This is a genomic window from Pseudomonas sp. FSO-7 (genome assembly GCF_059579345.1).
Map to the genome: position 1 here is coordinate 4,950,929 of NZ_CM184193.1, position 12,953 is coordinate 4,963,881.

15 protein-coding genes are annotated in these 12,953 nt (G+C 61.6%); 8 read left to right on the forward strand and 7 right to left on the reverse strand.

Going from position 1 to position 12,953, the window contains the following annotated elements; genetic code table 11:
• Window positions 1–186: 186 nt before the first annotated feature.
• On the forward strand, window positions 187–621 hold the full coding sequence (locus AC515T_RS21610; protein ID WP_496529955.1) for a hypothetical protein: 435 nt from the start codon (window positions 187–189) through the stop codon (window positions 619–621).
• Window positions 621–1,025, forward strand: a complete 405-nt coding sequence (locus AC515T_RS21615) for an META domain-containing protein (RefSeq protein WP_060741057.1) — start codon at window positions 621–623, stop codon at window positions 1,023–1,025. Before AC515T_RS21610 ends, AC515T_RS21615 begins: the two co-directional genes overlap by 1 nt.
• Before the next feature lie 123 nt (window positions 1,026–1,148).
• Here AC515T_RS21615 and AC515T_RS21620 read toward each other — a convergent pair whose 3' ends face one another.
• The gene (locus tag AC515T_RS21620; protein ID WP_496529956.1) at window positions 1,149–1,616 is read right to left on the reverse strand and encodes a TlpA disulfide reductase family protein; all 468 of its coding nucleotides are present in this window, start codon (window positions 1,614–1,616) and stop codon (window positions 1,149–1,151) included.
• A 114-nt stretch (window positions 1,617–1,730) separates the two neighbouring features.
• On the opposite strand from AC515T_RS21620, the gene arsC reads away from it, so the two are divergent.
• From arsC to AC515T_RS21635, 3 genes are read left to right on the forward strand one after another with little or no spacing between them, the layout of a single operon-like run.
• Window positions 1,731–2,084, forward strand: a complete 354-nt coding sequence (gene arsC, locus AC515T_RS21625; RefSeq protein ID WP_460082285.1) for an arsenate reductase (glutaredoxin) — start codon at window positions 1,731–1,733, stop codon at window positions 2,082–2,084.
• Window positions 2,081–2,686: an NAD(P)H:quinone oxidoreductase gene (wrbA, locus tag AC515T_RS21630; RefSeq protein WP_496529957.1), complete on the forward strand. Its 606-nt coding sequence runs from the start codon at window positions 2,081–2,083 to the stop codon at window positions 2,684–2,686. Before arsC ends, wrbA begins: the two co-directional genes overlap by 4 nt.
• Window positions 2,679–3,104: a DUF2069 domain-containing protein gene (locus AC515T_RS21635; protein WP_460082282.1), complete on the forward strand. Its 426-nt coding sequence runs from the start codon at window positions 2,679–2,681 to the stop codon at window positions 3,102–3,104. Before wrbA ends, AC515T_RS21635 begins: the two co-directional genes overlap by 8 nt.
• Window positions 3,105–3,203: 99 nt before the next feature.
• Here the strand turns inward: AC515T_RS21635 and AC515T_RS21640 are convergent, their stop codons facing one another.
• Both AC515T_RS21640 and ttcA read right to left on the reverse strand, forming a co-directional pair.
• A complete protein-coding gene (locus tag AC515T_RS21640; protein WP_496529958.1) occupies window positions 3,204–3,878 on the reverse strand; it encodes a DNA-3-methyladenine glycosylase I in 675 nt (224 codons plus the stop codon).
• A 67-nt stretch (window positions 3,879–3,945) separates the two neighbouring features.
• Complete coding sequence (gene ttcA, locus AC515T_RS21645) at window positions 3,946–4,770, reverse strand: tRNA 2-thiocytidine(32) synthetase TtcA (RefSeq protein WP_003178962.1); 825 nt, start codon at window positions 4,768–4,770, stop codon at window positions 3,946–3,948.
• A gap of 429 nt (window positions 4,771–5,199) precedes the next feature.
• Here ttcA and AC515T_RS21650 point away from each other — a divergent pair, with 429 nt between their 5' ends.
• Both AC515T_RS21650 and AC515T_RS21655 read left to right on the forward strand, forming a co-directional pair.
• Window positions 5,200–5,802, forward strand: a complete 603-nt coding sequence (locus AC515T_RS21650) for a Yip1 family protein (RefSeq protein ID WP_039591896.1) — start codon at window positions 5,200–5,202, stop codon at window positions 5,800–5,802.
• A gap of 146 nt (window positions 5,803–5,948) precedes the next feature.
• Window positions 5,949–6,443, forward strand: coding sequence for a SprT family zinc-dependent metalloprotease (locus tag AC515T_RS21655; RefSeq protein WP_003204703.1), 495 nt, complete (start codon window positions 5,949–5,951; stop codon window positions 6,441–6,443).
• A 112-nt stretch (window positions 6,444–6,555) separates the two neighbouring features.
• Here AC515T_RS21655 and AC515T_RS21660 read toward each other — a convergent pair whose 3' ends face one another.
• Complete coding sequence (locus tag AC515T_RS21660) at window positions 6,556–7,737, reverse strand: CaiB/BaiF CoA transferase family protein (RefSeq protein WP_496529959.1); 1,182 nt, start codon at window positions 7,735–7,737, stop codon at window positions 6,556–6,558.
• Window positions 7,738–8,060: 323 nt separating this feature from the next.
• Window positions 8,061–9,413 carry a dicarboxylate/amino acid:cation symporter gene (locus AC515T_RS21665; protein WP_496529960.1) on the reverse strand — a complete coding sequence of 451 codons (1,353 nt, stop codon included), beginning with the start codon at window positions 9,411–9,413 and terminating at the stop codon, window positions 8,061–8,063.
• Window positions 9,414–9,746: 333 nt separating this feature from the next.
• Here AC515T_RS21665 and AC515T_RS21670 point away from each other — a divergent pair, with 333 nt between their 5' ends.
• Window positions 9,747–10,745: an AraC family transcriptional regulator gene (locus tag AC515T_RS21670; protein ID WP_496529961.1), complete on the forward strand. Its 999-nt coding sequence runs from the start codon at window positions 9,747–9,749 to the stop codon at window positions 10,743–10,745.
• Window positions 10,746–10,908: 163 nt separating this feature from the next.
• On the opposite strand, the gene AC515T_RS21675 is transcribed toward AC515T_RS21670, so the two are convergent.
• Both AC515T_RS21675 and AC515T_RS21680 read right to left on the reverse strand, forming a co-directional pair.
• On the reverse strand, window positions 10,909–12,255 hold the full coding sequence (locus tag AC515T_RS21675; protein WP_496529962.1) for an ATP-binding protein: 1,347 nt from the start codon (window positions 12,253–12,255) through the stop codon (window positions 10,909–10,911).
• The gene (locus tag AC515T_RS21680) at window positions 12,252–12,929 is read right to left on the reverse strand and encodes a response regulator (protein WP_014339772.1); all 678 of its coding nucleotides are present in this window, start codon (window positions 12,927–12,929) and stop codon (window positions 12,252–12,254) included. The genes AC515T_RS21675 and AC515T_RS21680 overlap by 4 nt, the downstream gene beginning before the upstream one ends.
• Window positions 12,930–12,953 lie beyond the last annotated feature (24 nt).

A 12,953-nucleotide genomic window follows, 5' to 3' on the forward strand; every position in this document is an offset into this window, starting at 1 on the left:
CCAACACATACCTTCTGTGGGAGCGAGCCTGCTCGCGATAGCGGTAGATCAGTCAGCATTAATGTCGACTGACACACCGCTATCGCGAGCAGGCTCGCTCCCACAGTGGATTTCGTCGCCTGACCAGCATCCGAACTGTCCCAAGCCATGCCCCGTGCTAGCATGTCGCGCCTATTTGGAGGACCCATGGCCGAACACGATTTCCGCTACACCCTGATGAACCCGCAGCACACCTTGACCGAAGTCCGCGCCCTGGCGCCGGGCCGCTACCAGGTCACCGGCTATGGCGGTTCGATCCAGGCCAACGATGTGTTGCTCGTCACGCTCAAGGGCAGCAAGGACCTGTCCATGCGCCTGACCGTGGACACCGTGCGGCACCTGCTCAAGCCCATGGGCCAATGGACAGCCATGACCACCGGCCCGGTGTTCGGCGAGCTGGCGATCCACACCTGGCAGGTCAACTGTGACGCTTGCGCCAAGGCACTGAGCTTCGAATTCGCCGTCGATGCCAAGCTCGGCGTCAAGGCCGAGAAAACGGCCGCCACCGCACGGATCGCCGAACTGGGCTGGACCACCGTGGGTGAAAAACACCTGTGCCCGACCTGCCAGGAAGCCGCCTGATGAAACGTTTGGCCCTGTCCGCGTCGATCGGCATGAGCCTGATGGGGTGTGCCGCTGAACCTGTGCAGTTGCAACACAACCGCAGCTATATCCTGGAATGGATCGGCGAACGGCCATTGATGGACTACAGCCACCTGACCATCACCCTTGGGGATGATGGCCGGGCCTATGGCAACGGCGGCTGCAACCACTGGTTCGCGCCCTACACCCTGGAAGGCCATCGCTTGAGCTTCGGCAAGATCGGCAGCACCCGCAAGCTCTGCGCCCCGGCGCTGATGGAGCAGGAGACGCGCTTCTTGCAGGCCCTGGAAAAGGTCGAACGCTGGGACATCTCGCCCATCGAGCAGATGCGCTTCTGGCCGGCCCAGGGCAAGCCGCTGCGGTGGTGGCTGGAAGAAGGCTGAGGCCTGAACACCTGTTTGGACCAGGGACATGGTTAACCCAGTGGAGAGGGAGCTTGCTCCCTCGCCACAAAAGCTCCCTGTCACAAAAAATCCATGTGACAAAAGGCCCGATGTCAGATGGGATCACTTGAGCGCCTGCAACGCCTCAAGCTTGGCCATCACCCCCGCCGCCGTCTGCTCCCCCAGCAACTGTTCGCGCACCTTGCCCTGGTTGTCGATGATGTAAGTCACCGGCAGCCCTTCGCTGCGAGGAAGATCGAAGATCTCGGCAGGATCCCGGGCCAGTACCGTGAAGCGAATCCCCATCTTGTCGCTGGCAGTCTTGAGCTCTTCGCCCTGCACCTGGTCGAAGTTGACCCCGAACACGCCGACGTTGCGGCCCTTGAGCTGTTCGGCCAAGGCATTGAATTCCGGGATTTCGGTGCGGCACGGCGCGCACCATTCCGCCCAGTAGTTGAGCACCAGCCATTGTTTGTCCAGCCGTTGCGAAGCGATGGCCTGACCGTTCTGGTCCACCCCGTAGTCGTTTCCGCAACCGGCGAGCAACAAGCTACCCATCAATGCCAGTGCCGCCATCAATCGCCTTGTCATGTGCCAATCCTTGTTTGAATGTGAACGCTGCTGCGACCCGTCGCCTCTCTGAGGTGCTAGGGACTTCGCGGCACAGTAGAATAGCCGCCACCTTACGCAAGATGCGACCCGCTCATGACCGATCTGACGCTTTATCACAACCCGCGCTGCTCGAAATCCCGCGGTGCGCTGGAATTGTTGGAGGCCCGCGGCCTGACGCCCACCGTGGTCCGCTACCTGGAAACCCCGCTCGACGCCGCGCAATTGGAACGCCTGCTGGGCAAGCTCGGCATCAGCGCCCGGCAATTACTGCGCACCGGCGAGGATGAATACAAAGACCTGAACCTGGCCGACGAAAGCCTGAGCCAGGCCCAGTTGATCGCGGCCATCGCCGCGCACCCGAAACTGATGGAACGGCCGATTCTGGAAGCCGGTGAAAAGGCCGTGATTGGTCGTCCGCCGGAGAAGATCCTGGAGATCCTGCCGTGAGTACACCGTACATCCTGGTGTTGTATTACAGCCGCAGCGGCTCCACCAACGAAATGGCCCGGCAGATCGCCCGGGGCATCGAGCAGGCCGGGCTGGAAGCCAGGTTGCGTACGGTACCGGCAATTTCCACCGAGTGCGAAGCGGTGTCCCCGGACATCCCTGAGCAAGGCCCGCTGTACGCCAGCCTTGATGACCTGAAAAACTGCGCCGGCCTGGCCTTGGGCAGCCCGACCCGATTCGGCAACATGGCCGCGCCGCTCAAGTACTTTCTCGACGGCACCAGCAACCTGTGGCTGACCGGCGCGCTGGTGGGCAAGCCGGCCGGGGTATTCACCTCCACGGCAAGCCTGCACGGCGGCCAGGAAACCACCCTGTTGTCGATGATGCTGCCGCTGTTGCACCACGGCATGCTGATCACCGGCCTGCCCTACAGCGAATCGGCCCTGATCGACACCCAAGGCGGCGGCACGCCCTACGGCCCGAGCCATCATGCCGGGGCCGACGGTAAAAGCGGCTTGAACGAACATGAAGTCGCCCTGTGCCGTGCCTTGGGCTCGCGCCTGGCGAAAACCGCCCTGCTGCTGGAGAACGGCCGTGGCTAAGAAGCCGAAAATCCTGCCTTCCATCCAATGGCTGGAGCCGCGCGTACGCATCGCCCGTGTCCTCAGCCTGCTGTGCTTTTTCGGCCTGGTGGGGTTGCTCAGCGCCTACTACCTGCTGATCGCCGACCTGCACGGCGCGCGGCCCTGGGTAATTCTGCTGATCGAACTGGTGCCGCTGCTGATACTTGCGCCCGGCATGCTCAGCGGCAGCGCCCGTGGACACTCGTGGATGTGCTTCGTGGTGAACCTGTATTTCATCAAGGGCGCGCTGGCGGCCTATGATCCGAACCGGCAACTGTTCGGCGTGCTGGAAATGGCGGCGAGCGTCGCGGTGTTCTGCTCGGCGTTGTTGTATGTGCGGTGGCGGTTTCAGTTGAACCGGCGGTTGGCTGGCGAAGGAGAGATTTCCGTCGCCTGATAGACCGCTATCGCGAGCAAGCTCGCTCCCACACTGGATTTGTGAACACCGTAAATCCCCTGTGGGAGCGAGCTTGCTCGCGATAGCCGCAACTCGATCTCAATGATTGACGGTATACGCCAACATCATCGAAATCTGCGACATCGGCCGCCCACCACTTTCTTCATGCCATTGGTTGAAGGCGCCCTGCACCGTCGCCAGGTCCCGCAGGCTGGTGGGGACTTTGTCGATGATGTCCTGGGCATTGAGCGCGGCCACCACGTCATAACTGGGCACGAAGGTGTCCTTGCCCATCATCCGCAAGAAGCGCGGCGCCGACAGGCCGCCCAGTTGATGGCCGTGCTTTTTCAGGTAGGTCCACAGGCCAACGATGTCGGTCACCGGCCAGTCGGCGACCAGCGCGCCGAAACTGCCTTTTTCGTGGGCCACGTCCAATATCAACTGCGCGTTGCGCGGCACGCTCTTGAGCTTGCCCAGATGACGGATGATCCGCGCGTCCTGCATCAGCCGCTCCAGGTGCTCGGCGCTCATCAGCACGACCTTCTCCGGGTCGAACTTGAAGAACACCTCTTCGAAGGCCGGCCACTTGGCGTCCACCAGACTGTGCTTGAGCCCGGCGCGGAACACCCGCAGCGCCATGGTCGAGAGGTAGCGGTCGTCGCTGATCTTGCGCAGTTGCGCCGGGGTCTTGGGAACCGGCAGATGGGCTTCCAGTTCAGCCGCCGAACCGAAGCGGTTCAGACAGTACTCGTGCAGCCACTTGTAATCGCGCATGCCCTCTCCAGGTTTAAAAATGAAAACGGCGCTTCGCGAGCGCCGTGAATAAGAGCCGTTGGCCTCGTCAGAGGTTCACCACATTGACGAACCGCGGGGTGGCGTTTTCGTCGATGCGCAGGTTGGTGAAATCGAACAGGTTGCGGTCCGCCAATTGCGACGGAATGACGTTTTGCAAGCCGCGGAAAATGCTCTCGGTACGGCCCGGAGTCTTGCGCTCCCATTCCTGGAGCATCTCCTTGACCACCTGACGTTGCAGGTTTTCCTGGGAGCCGCACAAGTTGCAGGGGATGATCGGGAACTGCTTGAAATCCGAATAGGCCTGGATGTCTTTCTCGTTGCAATAGGCCAGCGGGCGGATCACCACGTTGCGCCCGTCATCGGCTCGCAGCTTGGGCGGCATGGCCTTGAGCGAGCCGTTGTAGAACATGTTCAGGAAGAAGGTCTCGACGATGTCGTCGCGGTGGTGCCCCAGGGCCATCTTGGTCGCACCGATCTCGTCGGCGAAGGTGTAGAGCGTTCCGCGGCGCAGGCGCGAGCACAGCGAACAGGTGGTCTTGCCTTCGGGAATCAGTTCCTTGACCACCGAATAGGTGTCTTTCTCGACGATGTGATATTCCACGCCCAGCGACTCGAGATAGGCCGGCAGCACATGCTCGGGGAACCCGGGTTGCTTCTGGTCCATGTTCACCGCGACGATGTCGAACTTGATCGGCGCAACCTTCTGCAAATGCATCAGCACATCGAGCAAGGTGTAGCTGTCCTTGCCGCCGGACAGGCAGACCATGACCTTGTCGCCGTCCTCGATCATGTTGAAATCGGCGACCGCCTCACCGGCCAGGCGGCGCAGGCGCTTTTGCAGTTTGTTCTGGTTGACCGTAAGAGTGCCCATGACGCGAAATCCGTGAGGTGTGACGAAAGGCCGGCATTTTACGCAAAAAAACCGTCGTCGGCGAAGGCTGATGACATGCGCTTTTGTGGCGAGGGGATTTATCCCCGCTGGGCTGCGCAGCAGCCCCCTGCGTCGGTCTGATACACCGCAGTGGTCTTTGGATGATGGGCTGCTTCGCAACCCAGCGGGGATAAATCCCCTCGCCACAGTAATATCCGTCTTACCGCAAACCCCGTGCACAGACCTAACGGCGATTAGCATTACCAGCTACAGCGCGATTTGCTCTAAGCCCCCCATCCCCCTCGGGTTAACTCCTTTCTATACTGCGACATAAGGTCGCACACATATCCAGACCTTCACTTACTTGGCCGTCTTGGCCCGTAGGCGCTCCGTTGGGGGGCGATGGCAATAACAAAGGAGTGACTGACTATGATCCATCATGTCGTGGGGCTCTTTACCCACCCTGATCAAGAATGGAAAGAAATCCGTGGCGATCAGGAGGAAAGCATCAGCCACATGTACCTCACCCACACGCTGATCCTGGCGGCCATTCCCGCGGTTTCGGCGTTCATTGGCACCACACAGGTGGGATGGGTCATCGGCAATCGTCCACCGGTCATGCTCACGCAGGAAAGCGCGCTGTGGATGACCATCATGTCGTACCTGGCCATGTTGGGCGGCGTGGCGGTCATGGGCGCCTTCATCCACTGGATGGCCCGCACCTACGACGCCAATCCGAGCCTGGCCCGTTGCGTCGCGTTCGCCACCTACACCGCGACACCTTTGTTCATCGGCGGCCTGGCGGCGCTCTACCCGCACATGTGGCTGGGGATGATCGTCGGCACGGCGGCAATCTGCTACACCGTCTACCTGCTGTATGTAGGCCTGCCAACGTTCATGAACATTCCCCAGGACGAAGGCTTTCTGTTTTCCAGTTCGGTGCTCGCCGTCGGCCTGGTGGTGCTGGTGGCCATCATGGCGTTCACGGTGATCGTCTGGGGGCTGGGCGTCGGCCCGGTCTATACCAATTGAAGTAGTGCCCGCCAATAAAAACAGGATCTGCCGACACAGGCCGCCGCAAGGCGGCCTTCCTGTGTTTGAAACGACCACTGGGCGCCTGGGCGATTCGCAACGGCCGACGCTTGCGGCATACTCGGGCTTCTGGAGACCCGTAAAGCATGCTCGAGCAACTCAATACCCGCGTCGAAGAGTGTTACCAACAAGCTGAATCCTTTTTCAAACGTCCTTTCAAACGCCCGGTGGTCAGCTTCAAATTGCGTGGCCAGAAGGCCGGTGTCGCGCACCTGCATGAAAACCTGCTGCGCTTCAATCCACAGTTGTATCGGGAAAACGCCGAAGACTTCCTCAAGCAGACCGTCGCCCACGAAGTCGCGCACCTGATCGCCCACCAACTGTTTGGCGAACGCATCCAGCCCCATGGCGAAGAATGGCAACTGATCATGCGCGGGGTGTACGAACTGCCGCCCAACCGTTGCCACACCTATGAGATCAAACGTCGCAGTGTGACCCGCTACATCTACAAGTGCCCTTGCGACGGCAGCGATTTCCCGTTCTCGGCCCAGCGCCACAGCCTGGTGCGCCAGGGACGGCGGTATTTGTGCCGTAGCTGTCGCAACACCTTGGTGTTCAGTGGGGAGACCAGGGTGGAATAGCAGGTTTGTGGTGTGTGGACTGGCCCCTTCGCGAGCAAGCTCGCTCCCACACTGGATCCATGGCGTTCCCCCTGTGGGAGCGAGCTTGCTCGCGATGGCTACCTGACAAGCGCTACAAAACCACCCCGCTGCGACGCAATTCAGCTATCCGCTCAACGCTAAACCCCAACGCCCCCAGCACCTGATCCGTATGCGCCCCCAGCCCCGCCCCCATGTGCCGAGGCTCGGGCAACCCTTCGGAAAACTTCAACGGACAGGCCATCTGCGCCTGGCTCGAACCATCCCCTCGGGGCACCTGTGTCACCAGTTCCCGAGCCTGTAACTGCGGATGCCGCACAGCCTCCTCCAGGCTCAGCACCGGCTCGACGCAGGCATCGATCCCGGCAAACAAGCTGCACAACTCGGCAAAATCATGTTTCTCGAACTCGGTTTGCAGCGCCTGCTTGAGGGCGTGTTGCTGTTCAAGCTTGGGCGACAACCCCTGGGCCGCCAGTTCCGGTCGCCCCAAGGCCTCGCACAACGCCTGCATGAAGGCCGGTTCCAGGCTGCCCACCGACATCCAGCGACCATCACGGGTACGGTAATAGTCGTAGAAGCTGCCGCCGTTGAGCATCTGGTTCTCCCAACCCGGTTCCACACCGCAGGCCAGGTAACCGGCACCGGCCATGGCGTTGAGGCTGAACACGCAGTCAGTCATGCTCACGTCCAGGTGCTGGCCCTGACCGGTCTGCTGACGGGCGATGACCGCCGCTAGCAGCCCGATCACCCCGTGCAACGAACCACCGGCGATATCCGCCGCCTGAATACCCAGCGGCAACGGCCCGCTGTCGGCACGGCCGGTGTGGCTGGCCAGCCCCGCCAGGGCCAGGTAGTTGATGTCATGACCGGCGCGGTCCTTATAAGGCCCGGTCTGGCCATAGCCGGTGATCGACACGTAGATCAGCCGCGGATTGATGGCTTTCAAGGCTTCGTAGCCCAGGCCCAGCCGCTCCATCACGCCGGGGCGGAACTGTTCCAGCAGGATGTCGTAGCCCCCCAGCAACTGCGTGATCACCTCCAATGCTTCCGGCTGCTTGAGGTCCAGGGCCAGGCTGCGCTTGTTGCGGTTGAGATAGGCATGGCTGGCCGATACGCCCTGATCATGGGGCGGCAGCACCCGCAGCAAGTCCTGGCGGGTCGGCGACTCGATGCGCAACACCTCGGCCCCCATGTCCGCCAGCAACAGCGAGGCGAACGGGCCAGGCAGCAGGGTCGAGAAGTCCAGAACCTTGAGCGATGCCAGTGGGCCTTGCATGAGCGATCTCCGAGGGGGTGATGACTGAAGACTAGGCAGGGGTTGGCGGTGGGGCAATTACCGCAGGTGTCACAGGGGATGACCATTGCGCTCAGCGTGACTCCCATTGTGGCGAGGGAGCTTGCTCCCGCTGGGTTGCGAAGCAGCCCCAGGATGTATCTGCCATTGAGGAGCTTCAGGTCATACGCAGGGGGCTGCTGCGCAGCCCAGCGGGAGCAAGCTCCCTCGCCACAAAAGCGCTCTCGCCACAAAAACACTCTCACCTGAAAAATGAAGCGCAATAAAAAACCCGCCGAAGCGGGTTTTTCATTGCAGCCTGAAGATTACTTCACAGCGCCTGGAGCAGAGGTTTCAGCCGCTGCAATCTGCGCCGCCGCGATCTGCTCGTCATCTTCACGAACGTCGGAGATACCGCGACCACCGGAAGCCAGCTCGGTCTGCAACTGATCTTCGTCCAGCTCCTTGACCCACTTGGCAACCACGATCGTGGCGACGGCGTTGCCCACCAGGTTGGTCAGGGCGCGAGCTTCGGACATGAAGCGGTCGATACCCAGGATCAGTGCCAGGCCGGCCACCGGCAAGGTGCCCACGGCCGACAGGGTGGCCGCCAGTACGATGAAGCCGCTACCGGTCACGCCAGCCGCACCTTTGGACGACAGCAACAGCACCAGCAGCAGGGTGATCTGGTGAGTCAGGTCCATTGGGGTGTCGGTGGCCTGGGCGATGAACACCGCAGCCATGGTCAGGTAGATCGAAGTACCGTCGAGGTTGAACGAGTAGCCAGTCGGGATGACCAGGCCAACGACCGACTTCTTGGCACCCAGGCGCTCCATCTTGATCAGCATGCGAGGCAGGGCCGATTCCGAGGAGGAAGTACCCAGCACGATCAGCAGTTCTTCACGGATGTAGCGGATCAGCTTGACGACGCTGAAGCCGTGGGCGCGGCAGATGGCGCCCAGCACCACCAGCACGAACACCACGCAGGTGATGTAGAAGCAGATCATCAGCTGGCCCAGTTGCACCAGCGAACCGACACCGTAGGCACCGATGGTGAAGGCCATGGCACCGAACGCACCGATAGGCGCCAGCTTCATGATCATGTTGATGATGATGAACATCACGTGGGCGAAGCGATCGATGAAGTCCAGCACCGGCTTGCCGTAGGCGCCCAGGCGATGCAGGGCGAAACCGAAGAGCACCGAGAACATCAGCACTTGCAGGATGTCGCCGTTGGCGAACGCGCCGACGATGGTGTTCGGGATCACGTTGAGGATGAAGGCAATGATGCTCTGGTCTTTACTGGCCGAGATGAAACCGGCGATCTTGCTGGTGTCCAGGGTCGACACGTCGATGTGCATGCCGGCGCCCGGTTGCACGACGTTGACCACGACCAGACCGATCAGCAGAGCCAGGGTGGAAACGATTTCGAAGTACAGCAGCGCATAGCCGCCGGTCTTGCCCACCGATTTCATGTTCTGCATGCCGCCGATGCCGCTGACGACGGTACAGAAGATGATGGGGGCGATGACCATTTTGATCAGTTTGATGAACCCGTCGCCGAATGGCTTGAGGGCAACACCGGTCTGCGGGTAGAAGTGGCCGAGCAAAATACCGATGGCAATGGCTACGATCACCTGGAAATACAGGGATTTGTACAGTGGCTGACGAGTCGTCATGGCAAACCTTCCTCAAGAGTCCCGCATGACGACTTCCACCTGTCGTCCACGGCACCTCAATTGCGAACCCTCCTGCACTGGAGGGATTTGTTTTTTTCGGCTGCACGCGGCAGACCTGCAAGCTGTATCGCAAGGCCCGTGCCATTTTTTGGAAAAGCCCTACAACCGTTATTGCACAAGGGTTTGTGGATTCATCAGGGATTAAACAGGACGGTGAAAGGTGGCGGATTTCCGCCCACAGGCTGTTTACCGCTCCGGGATTTGGCGGATATCCGCCTTGTCCAGCGTCAGCCCCCTGCTACCATTCGCCCGCTTAACGGACGGATTTCTGCCATGCGCCAACGCACGATTGCCAGCCACTTCGCCCGCGCCGCCTTGGGCGGTGCATGTCGGCAAGGCTTCGACTATTTGCCTTTGCTGCAACAGCTGGGCATCAGCCCCGAGCTGCTGGATGAGCCGCGTGCGCGGATTGCGCCGGAGCAGTTCGCCCGCCTGTTGCAAGCCCTGTGGCTGGCAATGGAAGACGAATACCTGGGATTCGGCCGGGCGGCGAGTAAACCCGGGACGTTTGCCATGATGTGTCACGCGTTGATCCACTGTCGGACCCTGGGCAAGGCCCTTCAACGCGGCTTGCTGTTCTACAGCCTGTTCCCCGACGCCCCGCGCCTGACGCTGGAAACCGAAGGCGAACGGGTGCGGCTGGTGCTGGACGACTCGACGCTGTGGGACCCCGATCACTTTCTGACGGAAAGCCTGCTGGTGGTCTGGCATCGCCTCGCCAGTTGGCTGATCGGCCAGCGCATCGGCCTAGAACAGGTGACTTTTGGCTACGCCAAGCCCGCCCACGGGGCCGAATACGACTTATTGTTCCCCTACCCGCAGGTGTTCGACGCGCCCGGCAGCAGTCTGTTGTTCCACAGCCGTTACCTGGACATGCCGCTGTTGCAGGACGAACGCACCCTCAAGCATTTCCTCGAACACTCCCCCGCCGACCTCTTGTCACGCCCGGACGATGGCCACAGCCTGAGCAGCCAGTTGCGCCGCCTGCTCAGCCGCGACACGGCACACTGGCCCGACCTGGACAGCGTCGCCGCTCATTTGCACATCAGCCCGCAGACCTTGCGCCGGCATCTGCGGGAGGAAGGCACCAGCTTCCAGGAACTCAAGGATCAACTGCGGCGGGATATCGCCATCTACCATCTGGGGCGTGCGGACCTGTCGTTGCAGCAGATCGCCGAGCAGTTGGGGTTCTCCGAACCGTCGGCGTTTCACCGGGCGTTCAAGAAGTGGACGGGGCTGACGCCGGGGGCTTACAGGGAGTTGGAGAACTGAATGGGACATCCAACTTCTGTGGTGTATCTACCCGCTCCTGTGGCGAGGGAGCTTGCTCCCGTTCGAGTGCGCAGCGCTCGCAAATTTTTGGGGCCGCTTCGCAGCCCAGCGGGAGCAAGCTCCCTCGCCACAGAGGCCCGCACACACACCGAAAATATCCCAGTCAAACCACCGGAAAATGAATCCGGAACGCCGCCCCGCCCAGCTCTGAATCCCCCAGGGTCAACTGGGCGCCGTAGCTTTCGATGATGTCCTTGACCACCGCCAGGCCAATGCCCTGCCCCGGATGCTGACGGTCCAGCCGTTCGCCCCGTTCGAGAATCCGCGCCCGTTGATCCGGCGGCACGCCCGGTCCGTCGTCCTCGACATTCAACTCCGTGCCGCCGAGGGTCTGGTGCACGCTGACGCGCACCTCGCCCAGGCACAACCGATAGGCGTTCTCCAGCAGGTTGCCGAGCATCTCCAGCAAGGCGCCCTGTTCAATCGGCACCTGGCAGTGCTCCGGCAGATCGAAACTGACATTGACCCGTTTGTCGCGATAGACCTTGTCCAAGGTGTCGCACAGGCTTTGCAGCACCGGGCGCAAACGCACCTGATGACGTACCAGCCCGCTCTTGCGCAGGCTGGCGCGCTGCAACTGGTAGCCGATCTGCTGGCTCATGCGCTCGATCTGGGTTTGCAGCACCCAGGCCTGGCCACGGTCCTCGGGGCGCCGGGCCATGTCTTCGCTGACACCCTGCAACACCGCCAGTGGGGTTTTCAGGCTGTGGGCCAGGTCATCGAGGGAGTCGCGATAACGGCTGCGCTGCTCCCGCTCGCTGTAGAGCAAGCGGTTGAGGGAACCGGTCAGGCGCAACAGTTCCCGGGGATGCTCGGTACTGAGGCTTTCACGGGCCCCGCTTTCGATTTCGTCCAGCTCCTGGCTCAGGCGCCGCAACGCCCGCAGGCCCCAGGTCAGGCCGATCCACAACAGCGCCAGCAACACCGCCAGGGCCGCGCCAAAACCCAGGTAGAGATTGTCCCGCAGCCCCTGCAAGGTCACTTCGTAATCTCGCACCGGTTGCAAGGTAACGATGCTGAACGCCGCGCTCTGGCCGCCGAGCAACTTGACCTCGACGTCGTAGACAAAAAATTCCTGGCCGTTGTTCTCGCGAATACGGGCGAACTGGTTGCCCTGGCCGTCATAGCGCGGCGTGTAATTGATGTTTTCTTCCTGGGTGGCCTTCGACCGCCAGACCAACCGCCCCTCACGATCATAGATGTAGCCCAGCAGGCGGGCATCGGCGAGGTTGAAGCGCTCATCGGGCAACTGCGCCGGCATCTTCAAGCGATTGTTTTCCACCCGGGCGGCGGAAATCAGCGTGGTCACGTCCGAGGCCAGGCGTTGCTCGATGGATTCCTGCAACGCCAGGCTGAACGCACCTTGCATGGCCGGCAACAAGGCCAGCATGAACAGCACCGCCAGGGTCATCGCGGCCAGCATCAGCCGCAGTCGAAGCGAACGAATCACTGGCAGCGCTCGTTGAACAGGTAACCCAGGCCGCGCACGGTGTCGATCGGTTTGAAGCCGGCCGGCGCTTCCAGTTTACGGCGCAGGCGCCCGACCAGCACTTCGATGACATTGGGATCACGCTCGTCGTCATCAGGGTAGAGCTGCTCCATCAAGCGGTCCTTGGCCACCACTTGCTGGTGATGGCGCATGAGGTATTCGAGGATGCGGTATTCGTAGGCGGTCAACGCCAGCGGCTCCTCGTCGAGAGACGCCTGCTTGCGGTTGAGGTCCAGCAGCAGCGGCCCGGCGACGATGGTCGATTGGGTGAAGCCGCTGGAGCGACGCAACAGGGCGTTCAACCGGGCCTCCAGCTCTTCGAACTGAAACGGCTTGACCACGTAGTCGTCGGCACCGGCGGCCAGGCCTTCGACCTTGTCCTGCCAGTTGCCGCGGGCGGTCAGGATCAGGATCGGAAACGTCTTGTCCTGTGAGCGCAGCCGGCGGATCAGCTCCAGCCCGCTGATACCCGGCAGGCCCAGGTCGATCACCGCCAGGTCGTGGTTGAATTCCCGGACCTGGTACAAGGCCTCCTCGGCATTGGCCACCGCCTGCACCACATGGCCGCTGTCGGTGAGACGGGTTTGCAGGTGATGACGCAACAGCGCTTCGTCTTCGACGACCAGTAATTTCATGGAGCCTCTCCCCAGGCAAATCAA

Bases quoted from the DNA above. Each gene is read 5' to 3' on its own strand.
- AC515T_RS21610 (WP_496529955.1), top strand. From the start codon at position 187: ATGGCCGAACACGATTTCCGCTACACCCTGATGAACCCGCAGCACACC.
- AC515T_RS21615 (WP_060741057.1), top strand. From the start codon at position 621: ATGAAACGTTTGGCCCTGTCCGCGTCGATCGGCATGAGCCTGATGGGG.
- AC515T_RS21620 (WP_496529956.1), bottom strand. From the start codon at position 1,616: ATGACAAGGCGATTGATGGCGGCACTGGCATTGATGGGTAGCTTGTTG.
- arsC (WP_460082285.1), top strand. From the start codon at position 1,731: ATGACCGATCTGACGCTTTATCACAACCCGCGCTGCTCGAAATCCCGC.
- AC515T_RS21640 (WP_496529958.1), bottom strand. From the start codon at position 3,878: ATGCGCGATTACAAGTGGCTGCACGAGTACTGTCTGAACCGCTTCGGT.
- ttcA (WP_003178962.1), bottom strand. From the start codon at position 4,770: ATGGGCACTCTTACGGTCAACCAGAACAAACTGCAAAAGCGCCTGCGC.
- AC515T_RS21650 (WP_039591896.1), top strand. From the start codon at position 5,200: ATGATCCATCATGTCGTGGGGCTCTTTACCCACCCTGATCAAGAATGG.
- AC515T_RS21655 (WP_003204703.1), top strand. From the start codon at position 5,949: ATGCTCGAGCAACTCAATACCCGCGTCGAAGAGTGTTACCAACAAGCT.
- AC515T_RS21660 (WP_496529959.1), bottom strand. From the start codon at position 7,737: ATGCAAGGCCCACTGGCATCGCTCAAGGTTCTGGACTTCTCGACCCTG.
- AC515T_RS21665 (WP_496529960.1), bottom strand. From the start codon at position 9,413: ATGACGACTCGTCAGCCACTGTACAAATCCCTGTATTTCCAGGTGATC.
- AC515T_RS21670 (WP_496529961.1), top strand. From the start codon at position 9,747: ATGCGCCAACGCACGATTGCCAGCCACTTCGCCCGCGCCGCCTTGGGC.
- AC515T_RS21680 (WP_014339772.1), bottom strand. From the start codon at position 12,929: ATGAAATTACTGGTCGTCGAAGACGAAGCGCTGTTGCGTCATCACCTG.